We start from the raw sequence: 15,059 nt of genomic DNA on the forward strand, positions 1-15,059 counted from the left end.
GCTACCGGGCCCGCAGCGCCCAGGCGTGGATCGCGGCCGCGGTCTGGTCGGGGGTCTCGTCGGTCGAGTCGTGGTGCAGGTCGGCCGGCGTCGCCCGCACCCACGCGTCGAAGACCCGCACCGCGTCGAGCAGCGACCGCCCGGGACCCGACCAGGCGGCGTACGCCCCCGACCCCCGGTCCCGCTCCCGTGCCGCGATCGTCTCGGGCGACGGGACGAGGGCGACGGCGAGCAGGCGCAGCGGCGCGACCGCCGCGCGGACGATCCGCAGGTCGTCGCCGTAGACGTTGTCGGCGACGACCGTGGCGAACCCGGCCTCGCCGTAGACCTGGGCCGCCCGGCCCAGCGCCCGGTACCGCAGGTGGAGCTGCGCGACCGCCTCGGGGGACGGCGTCTCGGCCATGTCGGCGCGGCCGGAGACGACGGCCTGCCAGAAGGTGTCGCCGTCGAGGAAGACGCCCCGGGACGCCCGCGCGGCCACCGCGCGCCCGACCGTCGACTTCCCCGAGGCCTGGGCTCCGGTGACCAGCAGGACCGTCACCGGACCGGCGAGACCCGGAGCAGGCGGTCGTCGCCCTCGCCGTTGTCGGTGGTGAGGTACAGCGCGCCGTCGGCGCCGGACACCGGGGAGCGCACCCGCCCGACGGTGTCCTCGAGCTCGGGGAGCCGGAACTGCTCGACCAGCCGGCCGGCGTCGTCGAGCCGCAGGCCCAGCACGCCGGTGTCCTTCTGCACGCCGACGAACAGCACACCGTCGTAGCCGCCCCACGCGGGACCGCTGACGAAGTCCGCGCCGCTGGTGGCGATGGTGGGGTCGCCGGAGGACCAGACGGCGGCGCGGGCGCCGGGCAGGGCGGGGTCGGTCATCGGGACGCTCTCGTCGTAGCGGCCGCCCGCGCCGTCGGGGTCCCAGCCGTAGTTGCCGCCCGGCACCGACAGGTTCACCTCGTCGTCGCGGTCGGGGCCCTGCTCGACGGTGAACACCTGCCCGGTCCCGGGCCGGACCGCGATGCCCTGCACGTTGCGGTGCCCGTAGCTGAGCACCAGCCGGGTCGCGGGGTCGGGGTCGGCGGCGAACGGGTTGCCGTCGGCCGGCCCGCCGGTGTCGGGGTCGATGCGCAGCACCTTGCCCGCCAGGGTGCCGAGGTCCTGCGGGGTGCGGCCATCGGCGGTGTCGCCGGTGCCCACCAGCAGCGCGCCGGAGGGGTCGAACCGCACCCGGCAGCCGCCGTGCCGGCCGGTGGCCTCGTTGACCGGGATGCCGCCGAGCAGCGGATCGGCGACGCGGGTGGCGGTGGTCCAGGCCTCGTCCACCGTCCAGGCGATCACCTGGATCTCCGCGCCGCCGTCCTCCTCGACCCCCTGGCAGGTGTAGAGCCGGCGGTCGTCGGCGAAGGTGGGGCTGAGCACCAGGCCCATCAGGCCGGTCTCGCCGTCGGCGAAGAGGTCGGAGAGGTCGGCGTCGAGCTGCCGGGCGGTGCCGTCGGGCAGGACCGCGGTCAGCCCGCCGCCGCGCTCGTCGACCAGCAGGGTCCCGTCGGGAGCGCGGGCGACGTCCCACGGGTGGTCGAGGCCGTCGAGGACGGTCTCCACCTCGAGCGCCGGGACGGCCGGGGACGGCGCCGCGGCGTCGGGCGTCCCCGCGGCGTCGGGCACCTCGGCGGCGGCCTCGTCGCCCTGGCGTCCGGGCGCGGAGCCGCAGCCGGCCAGCAGCAGGCAGGCCAGGACCGCGGCCCCCGTGCAGGGTCCCGCCGCGAGCGTGCGAGCGGTGGGGGGCATGGGGGTCCTTCGTCAGCTGGTGCGGGTGACCACGTAGTCGCACAGCGCCGACAGCGCCTCGCGGACCTCCCCGGCGGGCACTCCGGACAGCGACGTGCGCGCCCGGTCGGCGTACTCGCGCAGCACCTCACCGGCGCGCTCGAGCGCCGCGGAGCCGCGCAGCAGGGTCAGCGCCTCGGCGTGCTCGTCGTCGTCGGACAGCGGGCGGGACACCAGCTCGCGCAGCCGCGCGTCGGCGGGGTCGTCCCCGGCCAGGGCGATCAGCGCCGGCAGGGTCGCGATGCCCTCGCGCAGGTCGGTGCCCGGCGACTTGCCCGAGGCGCCGTCGGTGACGATGTCGAGCAGGTCGTCGGAGAGCTGGAAGGCCACGCCCACCTCCTCGCCGAACCGGGTCAGCGCCTCGACCAGGTCCTCGTCGAGGCCGGCGAAGGAGGCGCCGAAGCGCGCCGAGGTGGCCACCAGCGAGCCGGTCTTGTCGGACAGCACCTCGAGGTAGTGCGCCACCCGGTCCTCGCCGTGCCGCGCGCCGACGGTCTCCCGGATCTGCCCGGTGACCAGCCGCTCGAAGGTGCGTGCCTGGATCCGGACCGCCTCCGGGCCCAGGTCGGCCAGCAGGTCCGAGGCGCGGGCGAAGAGGAAGTCCCCGGTCAGGATCGCCACGCTGTTGGTCCAGCGGCTGTTGGCGCTCTGCGCCCCGCGCCGGACGTCGGCCTCGTCCATCACGTCGTCGTGGTACAGCGTGGCCAGGTGGGTCAGCTCGCAGACGACGGCGGCCCGGACCACCTCGGGCGCCTGCGCGTCACCGAGGTGGGCGGCGAGCAGGGCCAGCATCGGCCGGAACCGCTTGCCGCCGGCGGCCATGAGGTGACCGGCGGCCTCGGAGACGAAGGGGTGCTCGCTGGTGACCGCGGCGGCGAGGGTGGCCTCCACGCGGCCGAGGCCTTCCGCCAGGGAGTCCCCGAGGGGTCCCGACGGCAGCCAGGGGCCCATCGTGGAGGCGGGGGTCGCGATACGGTGCCAGACCTCGGCCGGGGCGCTCCCGTCGACGGCGGCACGGGGTCCGGTCATCAACCGACGAAGATAGCCGCCCGATCGGCCAGACCGAGCACCGCCCCGGGCACGACGCCCAGGACCAGGGTGGCCGCGGCCGTCACCGCGAGCACGATCGTCGTCGGCAGTCCGGGCACGCCGACGGTCGGTCCGTCGACCGCGGGCTCGGAGAAGTACATGAGGACGATGACCCGCAGGTAGAAGAACGCCGCCACCGCGCTGGCCAGCAGCGCCACCAGGGCCAGCGGCCAGGCGCCGTCCTCGATGGCGGCGCGGAAGACGGCGAACTTGCCGGTGAAGCCGCTGGTGAGCGGGATCCCGGCGAGCGCGAGCAGGAACAGGCTCATCACCGCGGCGGTCAGCGGGGAGCGCTGCGCGAGGCCCGCCCACTGGGACAGGTGGGTGGCCTCGCCCTCGCCGCTGCGCACGAGGGTGAGCACGGCGAACGCGCCGAGCGTGGTCAGCCCGTAGGCGAGCAGGTAGAACATGACGGCCGGCAGGCCCGACCCGGCGGCGTCGCCGGTGGCCGGCAGCCCGAGGACGCCGGTGAGCAGGAACCCGGCGTGCGCCACCGAGGAGTAGGCCAGCATCCGCTTGAGGTCGGTCTGGGTGAGGCCCAGCACCGCGCCGACGACCATGGAGACGATGGCGACGCCGTAGACGAGCGGCCGCCAGGTCCACTCCTCGGTGCCGAACGCGACGTAGAGCAGCCGCAGGATGGCGCCGAACGCCGCGACCTTGGTGCAGGCCGCCATGAACGCGGTGACCGGGGTGGGCGCACCCTGGTAGACGTCGGGCGTCCAGGTGTGGAAGGGCGCGACGCTGGCCTTGAACAGCAGGCCGACGACGAGCAGCGCCAGGCCGAGGACGAGCAGCGTGCCGGCCTCCCCCGCACCGACGGACTCGCGCACCGCGGACAGCCGGACGCTGCCGGTGGCGCCGTAGACCAGCGCCAGCCCGTAGAGGAAGAACGCCGAGGCGAAGGAGCCGAGCAGGAAGTACTTGACCGCCGCCTCCTGCGACAGCAGCCGCCGGCGGCGGGCCAGCCCGCTGATCAGGTAGAGCGGCAGGCTGAGCACCTCGAGCGCCACGAACATGACCAGCAGGTCGTTGGCGGTGACGAACAGCATCATCCCGCCGATGGCGAAGGTGGCCAGCGGGTAGACCTCGGTCTGCACCCGCTGGACGGTGAGCAGCTCGCGGTCGCGGGTGCTGCCGGCGGGCACCGCGGCGGAGACGACGAACGCCGAGCGTGCGGGGTCCAGGTTGCGCTCGGCGAACAGCAGCAGCGACAGCGCGCCGAGCCCGGCGATCGTGGCCTGCAGGAACAGCCCGGCGCCGTCGACGGCGAGCGCGCCGCCGGCGGTGACCTCGCGGGTGCCGGCGAGCAGCAGCGTGCTGACCAGCCCGCCGAGGGTGCCGACCAGCGCGACGGCGACCTGCACCGGGTGCCGGGTGTCGCGCGGGCCGAAGGCCTCCACGAGGACGCCGATGCACGCGGCGCCGAAGACGAACAGCAGCGGCGCCAGCGCGGCCAGCGACAGGTCGGGCGCCTCGATCGTCATCAGTCGGTCCCCTCGGTCGTGGCGGGGGTGGTCCCGGCCGGGTCGGCGCCGACGTCGCTCATCGTGGCCGCGACGGCGGGCTCGATCAGCCGGACCAGCGGCTGCGGGTAGAAGCCGAGGACCAGGATCAGCGCCACCAGGGGGGCGACGACGAGCGTCTCGCGGCGGGAGAGGTCACGCAGCAGCGTGGTGGTGCGGGCAGGCGCGGCCGCGGTGAGCGTCGCCGTCCCCGTCGCGGTCCCCGATGCAGCCGTCGCCCCGTGCCCGCCGGCCGCGCCGTGACCGGCGGGGCCGTCGGTGACGGCGTCGGCCGCGGCGGGGTCGGCCGGGAACAGCACACCGCGCGGCGGGCCGTGCATCGTCCGTTGGTAGAGCAGCAGGACGTAGAGCGCGGCGAGGATGATCCCGGCGGTGGCCAGGACCGTGAACACCGGCCGGGTGGGGAACGACCCGATCAGCACGAGGAACTCGCTGACGAAGCTGTTGGTGCCCGGCAGGGCCAGCGACGCGAGCCCCGCGACGAGGAACACCCCGGCGAGCTTGGGGGCGCGGCTGGCCACGCCGCCGTAGTCGCCGACCAGCCGGGAGCCGCCGCGGGCGATGAGCATGCCGACGACGATGAACAGCAGGCCGGTGGCGATGCCGTGGTTGACCATGTACAGCACCGCGCCGGTGCCGGCCTCGGTGGTGAAGGCGAACACGCCCAGGGCGATGAAGCCGAAGTGCGCGATCGAGGTGTAGCTGACCAGCCGCTTCATGTCGGTCTGGCCCATCGCCAGCAGCGCCGCGTAGAGCACCCCCGCGACGGCGAGCACGAGCACGAGCGGGGCGAACTCGCGGGAGGCCTCGGGGAACAGCGGCAGGCAGTAGCGCAGGAACCCGAAGGTGCCGACCTTGTCGAGGACGCCGACGAGCAGCACCGCCCCGCCGATCGGCGCCTCGGCACCGGCGTCGGGCAGCCAGGTGTGCAGCGGTACCAGCGGCGCCTTGATGGCGAAGGCGACGAAGAAACCGAGGAACAGCAGGCGCTGCACGTCGGGGTCGATCTCGAGGTCGCGCAGCGCCTCGAAGGCGAAGGTCCCCTCCCCCGCCGACGCGCTGACCACGTACAGCCCGATCACCGCGGCGAGCATGACCAGCCCGCCGAGCAGGCTGTAGAGGAAGAACTTCACCGCGGCGTACTGCCGGCGCGGGCCGCCGAAACTGCCCACGATGAAGTACATCGGGACGAGCATCGCCTCGAAGAAGACGTAGAAGAGGAAGACGTCGGTGGCGGCGAAGACGCCGACCATGCACGCCTCGAGCAGCAGCAGCCAGGCGAAGAACGTGCGCATCGACCGCCGCGCCGGCGCGGTGTCCTCCCACGAGGCGAGCACCACCACCGGCACCAGGACGCCGACCAGCAGCAGCATGACCAGCGCGATGCCGTCGACGCCGAGCGCGAAGTCGACGCCGAACCCGGGGATCCACGGCACGGAGCTGGTCAGCTGGAACCGGTCGCCGTCGGGGTCGAACGCGAGGGTGGCCAGCACCGCGAGCAGCAGCACGACCAGGCTCACCCCGAGGGCGACCTGGCGGGCGACCGGGGTGCGCTCGCGGGGCAGCGCGGCGACGACCGCCGCACCCACCGCGGGTACCGCGATCATCGCCACGAGCAGCAGGGAGTCGCTCACGCCGTCGCCCTCACGTTCTCCGTCGTCCTCTCCTGGGACCGCAGCCCGCTCACCCGGCCGTCACCGCCAGCAGCGCCCCGGCCACGACGACCGCGCCGCCGAGCATCCCGAGCGCGTAGGACCGGACGAAGCCGGTCTGCGCCCGGCCCAGCCGCGACGACGAGCCGCCGAGCGTGGCGGCCAGGCCGTTCACCGCGCCGTCGACCCCGCGGTTGTCCACCCACACCAGCGCGCGGGTGAGCCACTGACCCGGCCGCATGAACAGCGACTCGTTGACCGCGTCGGCGTAGAGCGCCCGGCGCGCCGCCCGCACCACCGGCGAGACGCGGGCCGGGGCGACCTCGGGCACCTCGCGACGGCCCACGAACAGCCACGCGGCGAGCACCCCGAGGGCCATCACCGCGGTGACCACGATCCCGACGACGGCCGGCGCGACCACGTGCTCGGCCTCCGCCGGCTCGCCGAACACCGGCTCGAACCAGCCCTCCAGCGGGAAGACCTGCACCAGCAGGAACCCGGCGGCCACCGAGCCGACGGCCAGCACCACCATCGGCGCGGTCATGACGGTCGGCGACTCGTGCGGGTGGACGCCGTCGGTCCACCGGGGGCGGCCGAAGAAGGTCATGATCATCAGCCGGGTCATGTAGAAGGCGGTCAGCCCGGCACCGAGGACGGCGACGCCGCCGAGCAGCCACCCCGACCAGTCGCCGCGGTCGAGGGCGGCCTCGATGATCGCGTCCTTGGTCCAGTACCCCGACAGGAACGGGAAGCCGATCAGCGCCAGGTAGCCCAGGCCGAACGTGACGAAGGTGATCGGCAGCCGTCGCGCCAACCCGCCGAAGCGGCGCATGTCGACCTGGTCGTCCATGGCGTGCATGACCGACCCGGCGCCGAGGAACAGCCCGGCCTTGAAGAAGCCGTGGGTGAGCAGGTGGGCGATCGCCGCGGCGTAGCCGACCGGGCCGAGGCCGACGGCCAGGAACATGTAGCCGATCTGGCTGACCGTGGAGTACGCGAGGACCTTCTTGATGTCGTCGTACGCGCAGCCCACGATCGCGCCGTAGAGCAGGGTGATCGCCCCGACGGCCAGCACGACGGCGCGGGCGGTGGGCGTCAGGTCGTAGATCGGCGCGGAGCGGGCGATGAGGTAGACCCCGGCGGTGACCATCGTCGCGGCGTGGATGAGCGCCGAGACCGGCGTCGGGCCCTCCATGGCGTCGGGGAGCCACGCCTGCAGCGGGACCTGGCCGGACTTGCCGCACGCCCCGAGCAGCAGGAGCAGGCCCAGCGCCGTCAGCGTGCCGCCGGCCAGCGCCCCCACCTCGCCGAAGACGCCCTCGTAGGACACCGTCCCCAGCTGGGCGAACATGACGAAGATCGCCAGGGCCAGGCCGACGTCGCCGACCCGGTTCATGATGAACGCCTTCTTGGCGGCGGTGGCCGCCGACGGGCGCTCGTGCCAGAAGGCGATGAGCAGGTAGGAGGCCAGGCCCACGCCCTCCCACCCGACGTAGAGGGCCACGTAGTTGTCGCCGAGGACGAGCAGCAGCATCGCGGCGACGAACAGGTTGAGGTAGGCGAAGAACCGGCGGCGGCGCGGGTCGTGCGCCATGTAGCCGATCGAGTAGACGTGGATGAGCGCACCCACGCCGGTGATCAGCAGCATGAAGGCCGCCGACAGCGGGTCGACCAGCAGCCCGGCGCTGACGTCGAGCGACCCGGCGGAGACGAAGGTGAACAGCTCGGCGTCGACCGAGCGCTCCTCGAGGCCGGCCAGCTGCACGGTGCACAGCAGCGCGAGGACGAACGAGACCACGACGGTCGCCGTCCCCAGCAGGTGGCCCCAGGCGTCGGTGCGCCGGCCGCCGAGCAGCAGCACCGCGGCGCCGAGCAGCGGCAGGGCGATCACCAGCCAGGAGGCGGACAGCAGGCCCTCGGCCGCGACGGTGTCCATGGGGATGCCGGCTCCCGTCAGTACTTGAGCAGGTTGGCGTCGTCGACCGACGCCGACCGGCGGGTCCGGTAGATCGACATGATGATGGCCAGGCCGACGACGACCTCGGCGGCGGCGACGACCATGACGAAGAACGCCATGATCTGGCCGTCGATGGTGCCGGTGGCCCGGGCGAAGGTGACCAGCGTCAGGTTCACCGAGTTGAGCATCAGCTCGATGCACATGAAGACGACGATCGCGTTGCGCCGCACCAGCACGCCGACCGCGCCGATGGTGAACAGGATCGCGGCGAGCACCAGGTAGTGCGTGAGGCTCATCGCGGGTCGTCCGTCGTGCCGAGCGCGGCGTCGGGGCTGCCCAGCTGGGCACGGCCGGTGGGGCGGGGCATCTGCTCGACCTCCCGGGGCTCGATGCCGGTGGCCAGGCTGTCCTCGGCGGTGCGGCCGTCGGGGAGCAGCGCGCCGGTGGCCACGGAGTTGGCCCGCGCGAAGACACCCGGGCCGGGCAGGGTCTGCGGCCGGTCGGTGAGGAACCGGGCGCGGGAGAGCTCCTTCTGCGTCTGCCGGCTGCCGGGCTCGCGCTCGATGTGGGCGAGCACCATCGCACCGACGGCGGCGGTGATGAGCAGCGCGCTGGTGACCTCGAAGGCCAGCAGGTAGCGGGTGAACAGCACCTCGGCGATCGTCTGGATGTTGCCCGCGCCGCCGGCGTCACCGAGGCCCTCGACGGGGGTGTCCTGGGTGGCGCGGGCGATGCCGGCGCCCACCAGCCCGGCGAAGCCCACGCCGAGCACCGTGGCCGCGACCCGCTGCCCGCGCAGGGTCTCGACGACGGAGTCCGACGAGTCGCGGCCGACCATCATGAGGACGAACAGGAACAGGATCATGATCGCGCCGGTGTAGACGATGATCTGCACCGCCCCGAGGAACGGCGCGGACTGGACGACGTAGAAGACGCCCAGCGCGAGCATCGTGTTGACCAGCCACAGCGCGGAGTGCACGGCGTTGCGGCTGAACACCATCCCGAGCGCCCCGGCGAGCGCGACCGGCCCGAGGACCCAGAAGACGACGGCCTCGCCGGTCCCGATGGCGACGTCGGTCATGCCCGCTCCGCCGTGACCGGCTCGGCGGCCGACCCCTGCTGGGGCTCGCGCACGTAGTAGGCCTTCTCGTCGTCCCCGAGGCGCATCGGGTGCGGCGGGGCCTCCATCCCCGGCAGGAGCGGGGCCATGAGCTGCTCCTTGGTGTAGATCAGGTCGCGGCGGTCGTCGTCGGCGAGCTCGAAGTCGTTGCTCATGGTCAGCGAGCGGGTCGGGCAGGCCTCGATGCACAGCCCGCAGAAGATGCAGCGCAGGTAGTTGATCTGGTAGACCGCGCCGTACCGCTCCCCGGGCGAGTACCGGGCGTCCTCGGTGTTGTCGCCGCCCTCGACGTAGATCGCGTCGGCCGGGCAGGCCCAGGCGCACAGCTCGCAGCCGACGCACTTCTCCAGCCCGTCGGGGTGCCGGTTGAGCACGTGCCGGCCGTGGTAGCGCGGCTTGGTGACCTTCGGGGTCTCGGGGTACTGCTCGGTGGTCACCTTCTTGAACATCTGGGCGAAGGTGACGCCGAAGCCCTGACCGGGTGCCGGCAGCAGGCTGCGGCGGGCCGCGGGCGCGCCGGTGTCCCGGCCGGCCCGCTCCACCTCGCCACCGCCGCGCCGGGCCGGGGTGGCCCCCGCGGGGGTCCGCTCAGACATCGGAGTCCTCCTGTGCGCTGGTCGCGGTGCTGCCCCTGCTGCCGCCGGTGGCACGGCGGCCGCTGCTGACCACGCCGCCCTCGGGGCGGGCGCCCACCGGCTCGGTGCGGCGCAACCGCGGCGAGGGCGGCACGGTGAGGTCCATCGGTGGCACCGGGAACCCGCCCTCGGCGCGGGCGGGTCCGGTGCGCCGGGCCGGGCGGTGGCGCGGCCCGGCCGGGGGCAGCACCTCGGGGTCGGGGTCGGGATCGGTGGCGTGGACCCCGCCGGCGGCGGCGTCGGCGGCCATGAGCCGGGTGTCGCGGTTGCTGGCGCGGCTGGCCAGCGAGAGGCCGATGAGCACGAGCAGGGCGATCGGCACGCCGACGAAGACGGCCACCTGGCCGGTGGACAGGTCGGTCTCGCGGGAGACGGTGCGCATGGTGGCGACGGCGAGGATCCAGACCAGCGCCGTCGGCACCAGGACCTTCCAGCCGAACCGCATGAACTGGTCGTAGCGCAGCCGGGGCAGGGTGCCGCGCAGCCAGATGAAGACGAACAGCGCCGCGGCGACCTTGAGGAAGAACCACAGCAGCGGCCACCAGCCGGAGTTGGCGCCGTCCCAGATGGACAGCGGCCACGGCGCCCGCCAGCCGCCGAGGAACAGCGTCGCGGCCAGCGCGGAGACGGTGACCATGTTGATGTACTCGGCGAGGAAGAACAGCGCGAACTTCAGCGACGTGTACTCGGTGTGGAAGCCGCCGACCAGCTCGCTCTCGGCCTCGGGGAGGTCGAAGGGCGCCCGGTTGGTCTCGCCGACGACGGCGATCACGTAGATGACGAAGCTGACCGGGAGCAGGATCCCGAACCAGCCGGGGCCGGTGAACTCCAGGCCGAAGAACGACAGCGGGGGGCCGTCGGCCTGGGCCGCGACGATCTCCGAGGTCGACATCGAGCCGGCGTAGAGGAACACCGCGACGATCGACAGGCCCATGGCGATCTCGTAGCTGACCATCTGCGCGGCGCTGCGCAGCCCGCCGAGCAGCGGATAGGTCGAGCCCGACGCCCAGCCGGCCAGCACGATGCCGTAGACGCCCATCGCCGAGCAGGCCAGCACGACGAGCACGCCGATGGGAGCGTCGGTGAGCTGCAGCGGGGTGCGCTCGCCGAAGATGCTGACCGTCGGGCCGAGCGGGATGACCGAGAAGGCCAGGAACGCCGGGACGGCGGAGATGACCGGCGCCAGGAAGTACACCGGCTTGTCCGCGAGCGCCGGCATGATGTCTTCCTTGAACGCCAGCTTCAGCCCGTCGGCGAGGCTCTGCAGCGAGCCGCGGGGGCCGACCCGGTTGGGGCCCAGCCGCTGCTGCATGCGGGCGACGACCTTGCGCTCGAAGACGATGGCGAACAGCGTCATCAGCACGAGCACGGCGAAGACGCCGACGATCTTGATCAGGACGATCCACCAGACGTCCTGCCCGAAGTCCTCGAGCGTCGGCTGGTCGGCGGCGGCGAGCAGGGTCACGCGACACCTCCCGCGCTGAGCCGGACGAGGGCGCCCGGCGCGGTGCCGAGGCCGGCGCGCACCTCGCTGCCGGGCGAGCGCATCGGCAGCCACACCACGCCGTCGGGCATCTCGGTCAGCAGCACCGGCAGGGTCACCGACCCGGTGGAGCCGGTGACGGTCAGCAGGTCGCCGTCGGCCAGGCCGAGGCGCGCGGCGGCGTCCGGAGCGAGCCGGGCCACCGGCGGGCGGGCGGTGCCGGCGAGCTCGGGTTCGTCGCGCTGCAGCGTGCCGACGTCGAGCAGCATGCGCCAGGAGGCCAGCAGCGCCTCGCCGTCGGCCGGCTCTGGCACGACGACAGGGGGGACGTCGAGGCCGGTCTCGTCGGCGCGGGCGCCGGTGGCCCCCAGCGCCGTGAGCTCGGCGCGGGCGGCCGTGGGCTCGGGCAGCCGCAGGTCGACGTCGAGGTACTCGGCCAGGCCGTGCAGCACCCGGACGTCGGGCAGTTGCCCGGTGCCGTGCAGCATGGCGTCGAACGGGCGGACCCGGCCCTCCCAGTCGAGGTAGCTGCCGGCCTTCTCCGCGGCCGCGGCGACCGGCAGGACGACGTCGGCGTGCTCGGTGACGGCGGTGGGCCGCTGCTCGAGGCTGACCACGAACGCCGCCGCGGCCAGCGCCGCCGCGGCCAGCGCGGGGTCGGGCAGGTCGGCCGGGTCGACGCCGCCGACCACGAGTCCGGCCAGCCGGCCGTCGCGGACCGCGGTCAGGATGCCGGTGGTGTCCCGCCCGGGGACGGCGGGCAGGTCGACGGGGTCGACGCCCCACAGCGTGGCCACCTCGGCCCGGGCGACGGGGTCGTCGACCGGCCGGCCGCCGGGCAGCAGCCCGGGCAGCGCGCCGACCTCGACCGCGCCGCGCTCCCCGGCCCGCCGCGGCACCCAGGCCGGCCGGGCGCCGGTGGCGCGGGCCAGCGCGGCGACCGCGCTGAACGCGCCGGGCACCTCCGCCAGCCGCTCGCCGACCAGGACCACCGCGCCGGGCTGCCGCAGCGCCTCGACCGCCGGGCCGCCCCAGCTGCCCTCGGCCAGCGCGACCAGCGCGCGGGCCTCGTCGCCGGGCCGGGTGACCAGCACGGTGGCCTGGAGCTTCTGCGCCGCGCGGGTGGCGAACGGCGCCAGGTCGTACACGGTGAGCGAGCCCTTGCGGACCGCCTTGCGCAGGCGGAGGAAGACGATCGGCGACTCCTCCTCCGGCTCGAACCCGGCCAGCAGCACGGCGGGCGCGGCGGCGAGGTCGTCGTAGGTGACCGCGCCCCGGCCGGGGCCGGTGCCCGCGACGTGCGCGGCGAGGAAGGCCTGCTCCTCCGGGGAGTGCGCCCGGGCACGGGCGTCGACGTCGTTGCTGCCCAGCGCCACGCGGGCGAACTTGGCGTAGGCGTAGGCGTCCTCGACCGTCAGCCGTCCGCCGGGCAGCACACCGACGCCGCCCGCGGCCCGGGCGGCGCGCAGCCCCTCGGCCGCCGCGGCCCAGGCCTCCGGCCAGGAGGCCGGCTCGAGCACCCCGTCACGGCGCACCATCGGCGTGCCCAGCCGGTCGTTGGTGGCGGCGTAGCGGAACGCGAAGCGGCCCTTGTCGCAGGTCCACTCCTCGTTGACCGCGGGGTCCTCCCCCGCCAGCCGGCGCATGACCTTGCCGCGCCGGTAGTCGGTGCGCATCGCGCAGCCCGAGGCGCAGTGCTCGCACACCGAGGGCTCGCTGCGCAGGTCGAAGGGCCGCGAGCGGAACCGGTACTGGGCGCTGGTGAGCGCCCCGACCGGGCAGATCTGCGTCGTGTTGCCCGAGAAGTAGGAGGAGAACGGCTCGTCCTCGGCGACGGCGACCTGCTCGAGCGCCCCCCGCTCGAACAGCTCGATGAACGGGTCGCCGGCCACCTGCTGGGAGAACCGGGTGCAGCGGGCGCAGAGCACGCACCGCTCGCGGTCGAGCAGGATCTCCGTGCTGATCGGCAGCGGCTTGGGATAGGTCCGCTTGACGTCGACGAAGCGGGACTCCGCACGGCCGTTGCTCATCGCCTGGTTCTGCAGCGGGCACTCGCCGCCCTTGTCGCAGACCGGGCAGTCCAGCGGGTGGTTGATGAGCAGCAGCTCCATCGTGCCCTGCTGCGCCTTGTCGGCGACCGCGCTGGTCAGCTGGGTCTTGACCGCCATCCCGTCGGTGACCGGCATGGTGCAGGAGGCCACCGGCTTGCGCTGGCCCTCCACCTCGACCAGGCACTGCCGGCAGGCGCCCACCGGGTCGAGCAGCGGGTGGTCGCAGAACCGGGGGATCTGGATGCCGACCATCTCGGCGGCCCGGATGATCAGCGTCCCCTTGGGCACCGCGACGTCGAAGCCGTCGATGGTGCAGTGGACGGCGTCGGGCGGGGTGTGCGGCCCGGGGACACCGGGCGGCACGGCCGCCGCGGGCTCGGGGGAGACCGGTGTGACGGTCACGAGGCGACTCCGACGGGCTCGAGGCGCAGGGAGCGGCCCAGGCGGGCCTGCTCCTCGGGCGGCAGCAGGGCGACGTAGTCGTCGCGGAAGTACTGGAGCGAGCTGGTGATGCAGCTGGTCGCGCCGTCACCGAGGGCGCAGAACGACCGGCCGAGGATGTTGTCGCAGGTGTCGGTGAGCAGGTCGAGGTCGGCCGCGGTGCCCCGGCCGTCGACCAGCCGCTGCAGCACCTGCACCAGCCAGTAGGTCCCCTCGCGGCACGGGGTGCACTTGCCGCAGCTCTCGTGTGCGTAGAACTCGGTGAAGCGCAGCGTGGCCTCGACGATCGAGTCGGTCTCGTCGAACACCATGAGGGCGGTGGTGCCGAGCATGGAGCCGGCGGCGGCCACCGAGTCGAAGTCGAGCGGGACGTCGAGGTGCTCGGCGGTGAAGTACGGCGTCGACGAGCCGCCCGGCGTCCAGAACTTCAGCTCGTGCCCGGCGCGCACGCCGCCGGCCATCTCCAGCAGCTCCCGCATGGTGGTGCCCATCGGGGCCTCGTACTGGCCGGGACGGGTCACCCGGCCCGACAGCGAGAAGATCTTCGGGCCGGGCGACTTCTCCGGCCCGAACTGCTTGAACCACTCCGCGCCGCCGCGCACGACGAAGGGCACGGTGGCCAGGGTCTCGACGTTGTTGATGACCGTCGGGGCCCCGTAGAGCCCGGCGACGGCGGGGAACGGCGGCTTGAGCCGCGGCTGACCGCGGTAGCCCTCGAGGGAGTCCAGCAGCGCCGTCTCCTCGCCGCAGATGTAGGCCCCGGCGCCGGCGTGCACGACCAGGTCCAGGCCCCAGCCCGAGCCGAGGACGTCGCTGCCCAGGTAGCCGGCCGCGTAGGCCTCCTCGACGGCCGACACCAGCCGGCGGTGGGCGTGCACCGCCTCACCGCGCACGTAGATGACGGCGAACCGGCAACGGATGGCGTACGCCGAGATGATCACGCCCTCGATGAGCGAGTGCGGGTCGGTCATCATCAGCGGCAGGTCCTTGCAGGTGCCCGGCTCGCCCTCGTCGGCGTTGACCACCAGGTACTTGGGCAGCGCGGCCGGACCGGTGGGTGTCTCCCCCGGCTTGGGCTGGGGGATGAAGCTCCACTTCATGCCGGTGGGGAACCCGGCGCCGCCGCGGCCGCGCAGGCCGGACTCCTTGACCAGCGAGACCAGCTCGTCGGGCTCCATGGTCAGCGCGGTGCGCAGCGCGGCGTAGCCGTCGAGGGACTCGTAGGTGGACAGCCGCCACGGCTGGTCGGCGCCCCAGCGCGAGGTGAGGACGGGGGTGAGCGGCACG

The 15,059-nt window shown here is 74.0% G+C and carries 12 protein-coding genes; all 12 read right to left on the reverse strand.

Annotated features, from left to right (window positions below; translation table 11 throughout):
- Window position 1: 1 nt before the first annotated feature.
- From ACI78U_RS05805 to nuoF, 12 genes are read right to left on the reverse strand one after another with little or no spacing between them, the layout of a single operon-like run.
- Window positions 2-541 carry an AAA family ATPase gene (locus ACI78U_RS05805; RefSeq protein WP_456874333.1) on the reverse strand — a complete coding sequence of 180 codons (540 nt, stop codon included), beginning with the start codon at window positions 539-541 and terminating at the stop codon, window positions 2-4.
- Window positions 538-1,779, reverse strand: coding sequence for a PQQ-dependent sugar dehydrogenase (locus ACI78U_RS05810; protein ID WP_456874334.1), 1,242 nt, complete (start codon window positions 1,777-1,779; stop codon window positions 538-540). The genes ACI78U_RS05805 and ACI78U_RS05810 overlap by 4 nt, the downstream gene beginning before the upstream one ends.
- 12 nt (window positions 1,780-1,791) lie before the next feature.
- Entirely contained in the window at window positions 1,792-2,847 is a 1,056-nt protein-coding gene (locus ACI78U_RS05815) for a polyprenyl synthetase family protein (RefSeq protein ID WP_456874335.1), read from the reverse strand.
- Entirely contained in the window at window positions 2,847-4,394 is a 1,548-nt protein-coding gene (gene nuoN / locus ACI78U_RS05820) for an NADH-quinone oxidoreductase subunit NuoN (RefSeq protein WP_456874336.1), read from the reverse strand. The genes ACI78U_RS05815 and nuoN overlap by 1 nt, the downstream gene beginning before the upstream one ends.
- Window positions 4,394-6,067, reverse strand: coding sequence for an NADH-quinone oxidoreductase subunit M (locus ACI78U_RS05825; protein ID WP_456874337.1), 1,674 nt, complete (start codon window positions 6,065-6,067; stop codon window positions 4,394-4,396). Before ACI78U_RS05825 ends, nuoN begins: the two co-directional genes overlap by 1 nt.
- A gap of 49 nt (window positions 6,068-6,116) precedes the next feature.
- Window positions 6,117-8,021, reverse strand: a complete 1,905-nt coding sequence (gene nuoL, locus ACI78U_RS05830) for an NADH-quinone oxidoreductase subunit L (RefSeq protein WP_456874338.1) — start codon at window positions 8,019-8,021, stop codon at window positions 6,117-6,119.
- Between the two features lie 17 nt (window positions 8,022-8,038).
- A complete protein-coding gene (nuoK, locus tag ACI78U_RS05835; protein WP_456874339.1) occupies window positions 8,039-8,338 on the reverse strand; it encodes an NADH-quinone oxidoreductase subunit NuoK in 300 nt (99 codons plus the stop codon).
- On the reverse strand, window positions 8,335-9,123 hold the full coding sequence (locus ACI78U_RS05840; protein ID WP_456874340.1) for an NADH-quinone oxidoreductase subunit J: 789 nt from the start codon (window positions 9,121-9,123) through the stop codon (window positions 8,335-8,337). The genes nuoK and ACI78U_RS05840 overlap by 4 nt, the downstream gene beginning before the upstream one ends.
- Entirely contained in the window at window positions 9,120-9,758 is a 639-nt protein-coding gene (gene nuoI, locus ACI78U_RS05845) for an NADH-quinone oxidoreductase subunit NuoI (RefSeq protein WP_456874341.1), read from the reverse strand. Before nuoI ends, ACI78U_RS05840 begins: the two co-directional genes overlap by 4 nt.
- Entirely contained in the window at window positions 9,751-11,262 is a 1,512-nt protein-coding gene (nuoH, locus tag ACI78U_RS05850) for an NADH-quinone oxidoreductase subunit NuoH (RefSeq protein WP_456874342.1), read from the reverse strand. Before nuoH ends, nuoI begins: the two co-directional genes overlap by 8 nt.
- Window positions 11,259-13,733 carry an NADH-quinone oxidoreductase subunit G gene (locus tag ACI78U_RS05855; RefSeq protein WP_456874343.1) on the reverse strand — a complete coding sequence of 825 codons (2,475 nt, stop codon included), beginning with the start codon at window positions 13,731-13,733 and terminating at the stop codon, window positions 11,259-11,261. The genes nuoH and ACI78U_RS05855 overlap by 4 nt, the downstream gene beginning before the upstream one ends.
- Window positions 13,730-15,058 (reverse strand): NADH-quinone oxidoreductase subunit NuoF, encoded by a 1,329-nt coding sequence (nuoF, locus tag ACI78U_RS05860; protein WP_456874344.1) that lies wholly within the window; start codon window positions 15,056-15,058, stop codon window positions 13,730-13,732. The genes ACI78U_RS05855 and nuoF overlap by 4 nt, the downstream gene beginning before the upstream one ends.
- Window position 15,059 lies beyond the last annotated feature (1 nt).

The sequence above is a fragment of the Geodermatophilus sp. SYSU D00710 genome (assembly GCF_054050195.1).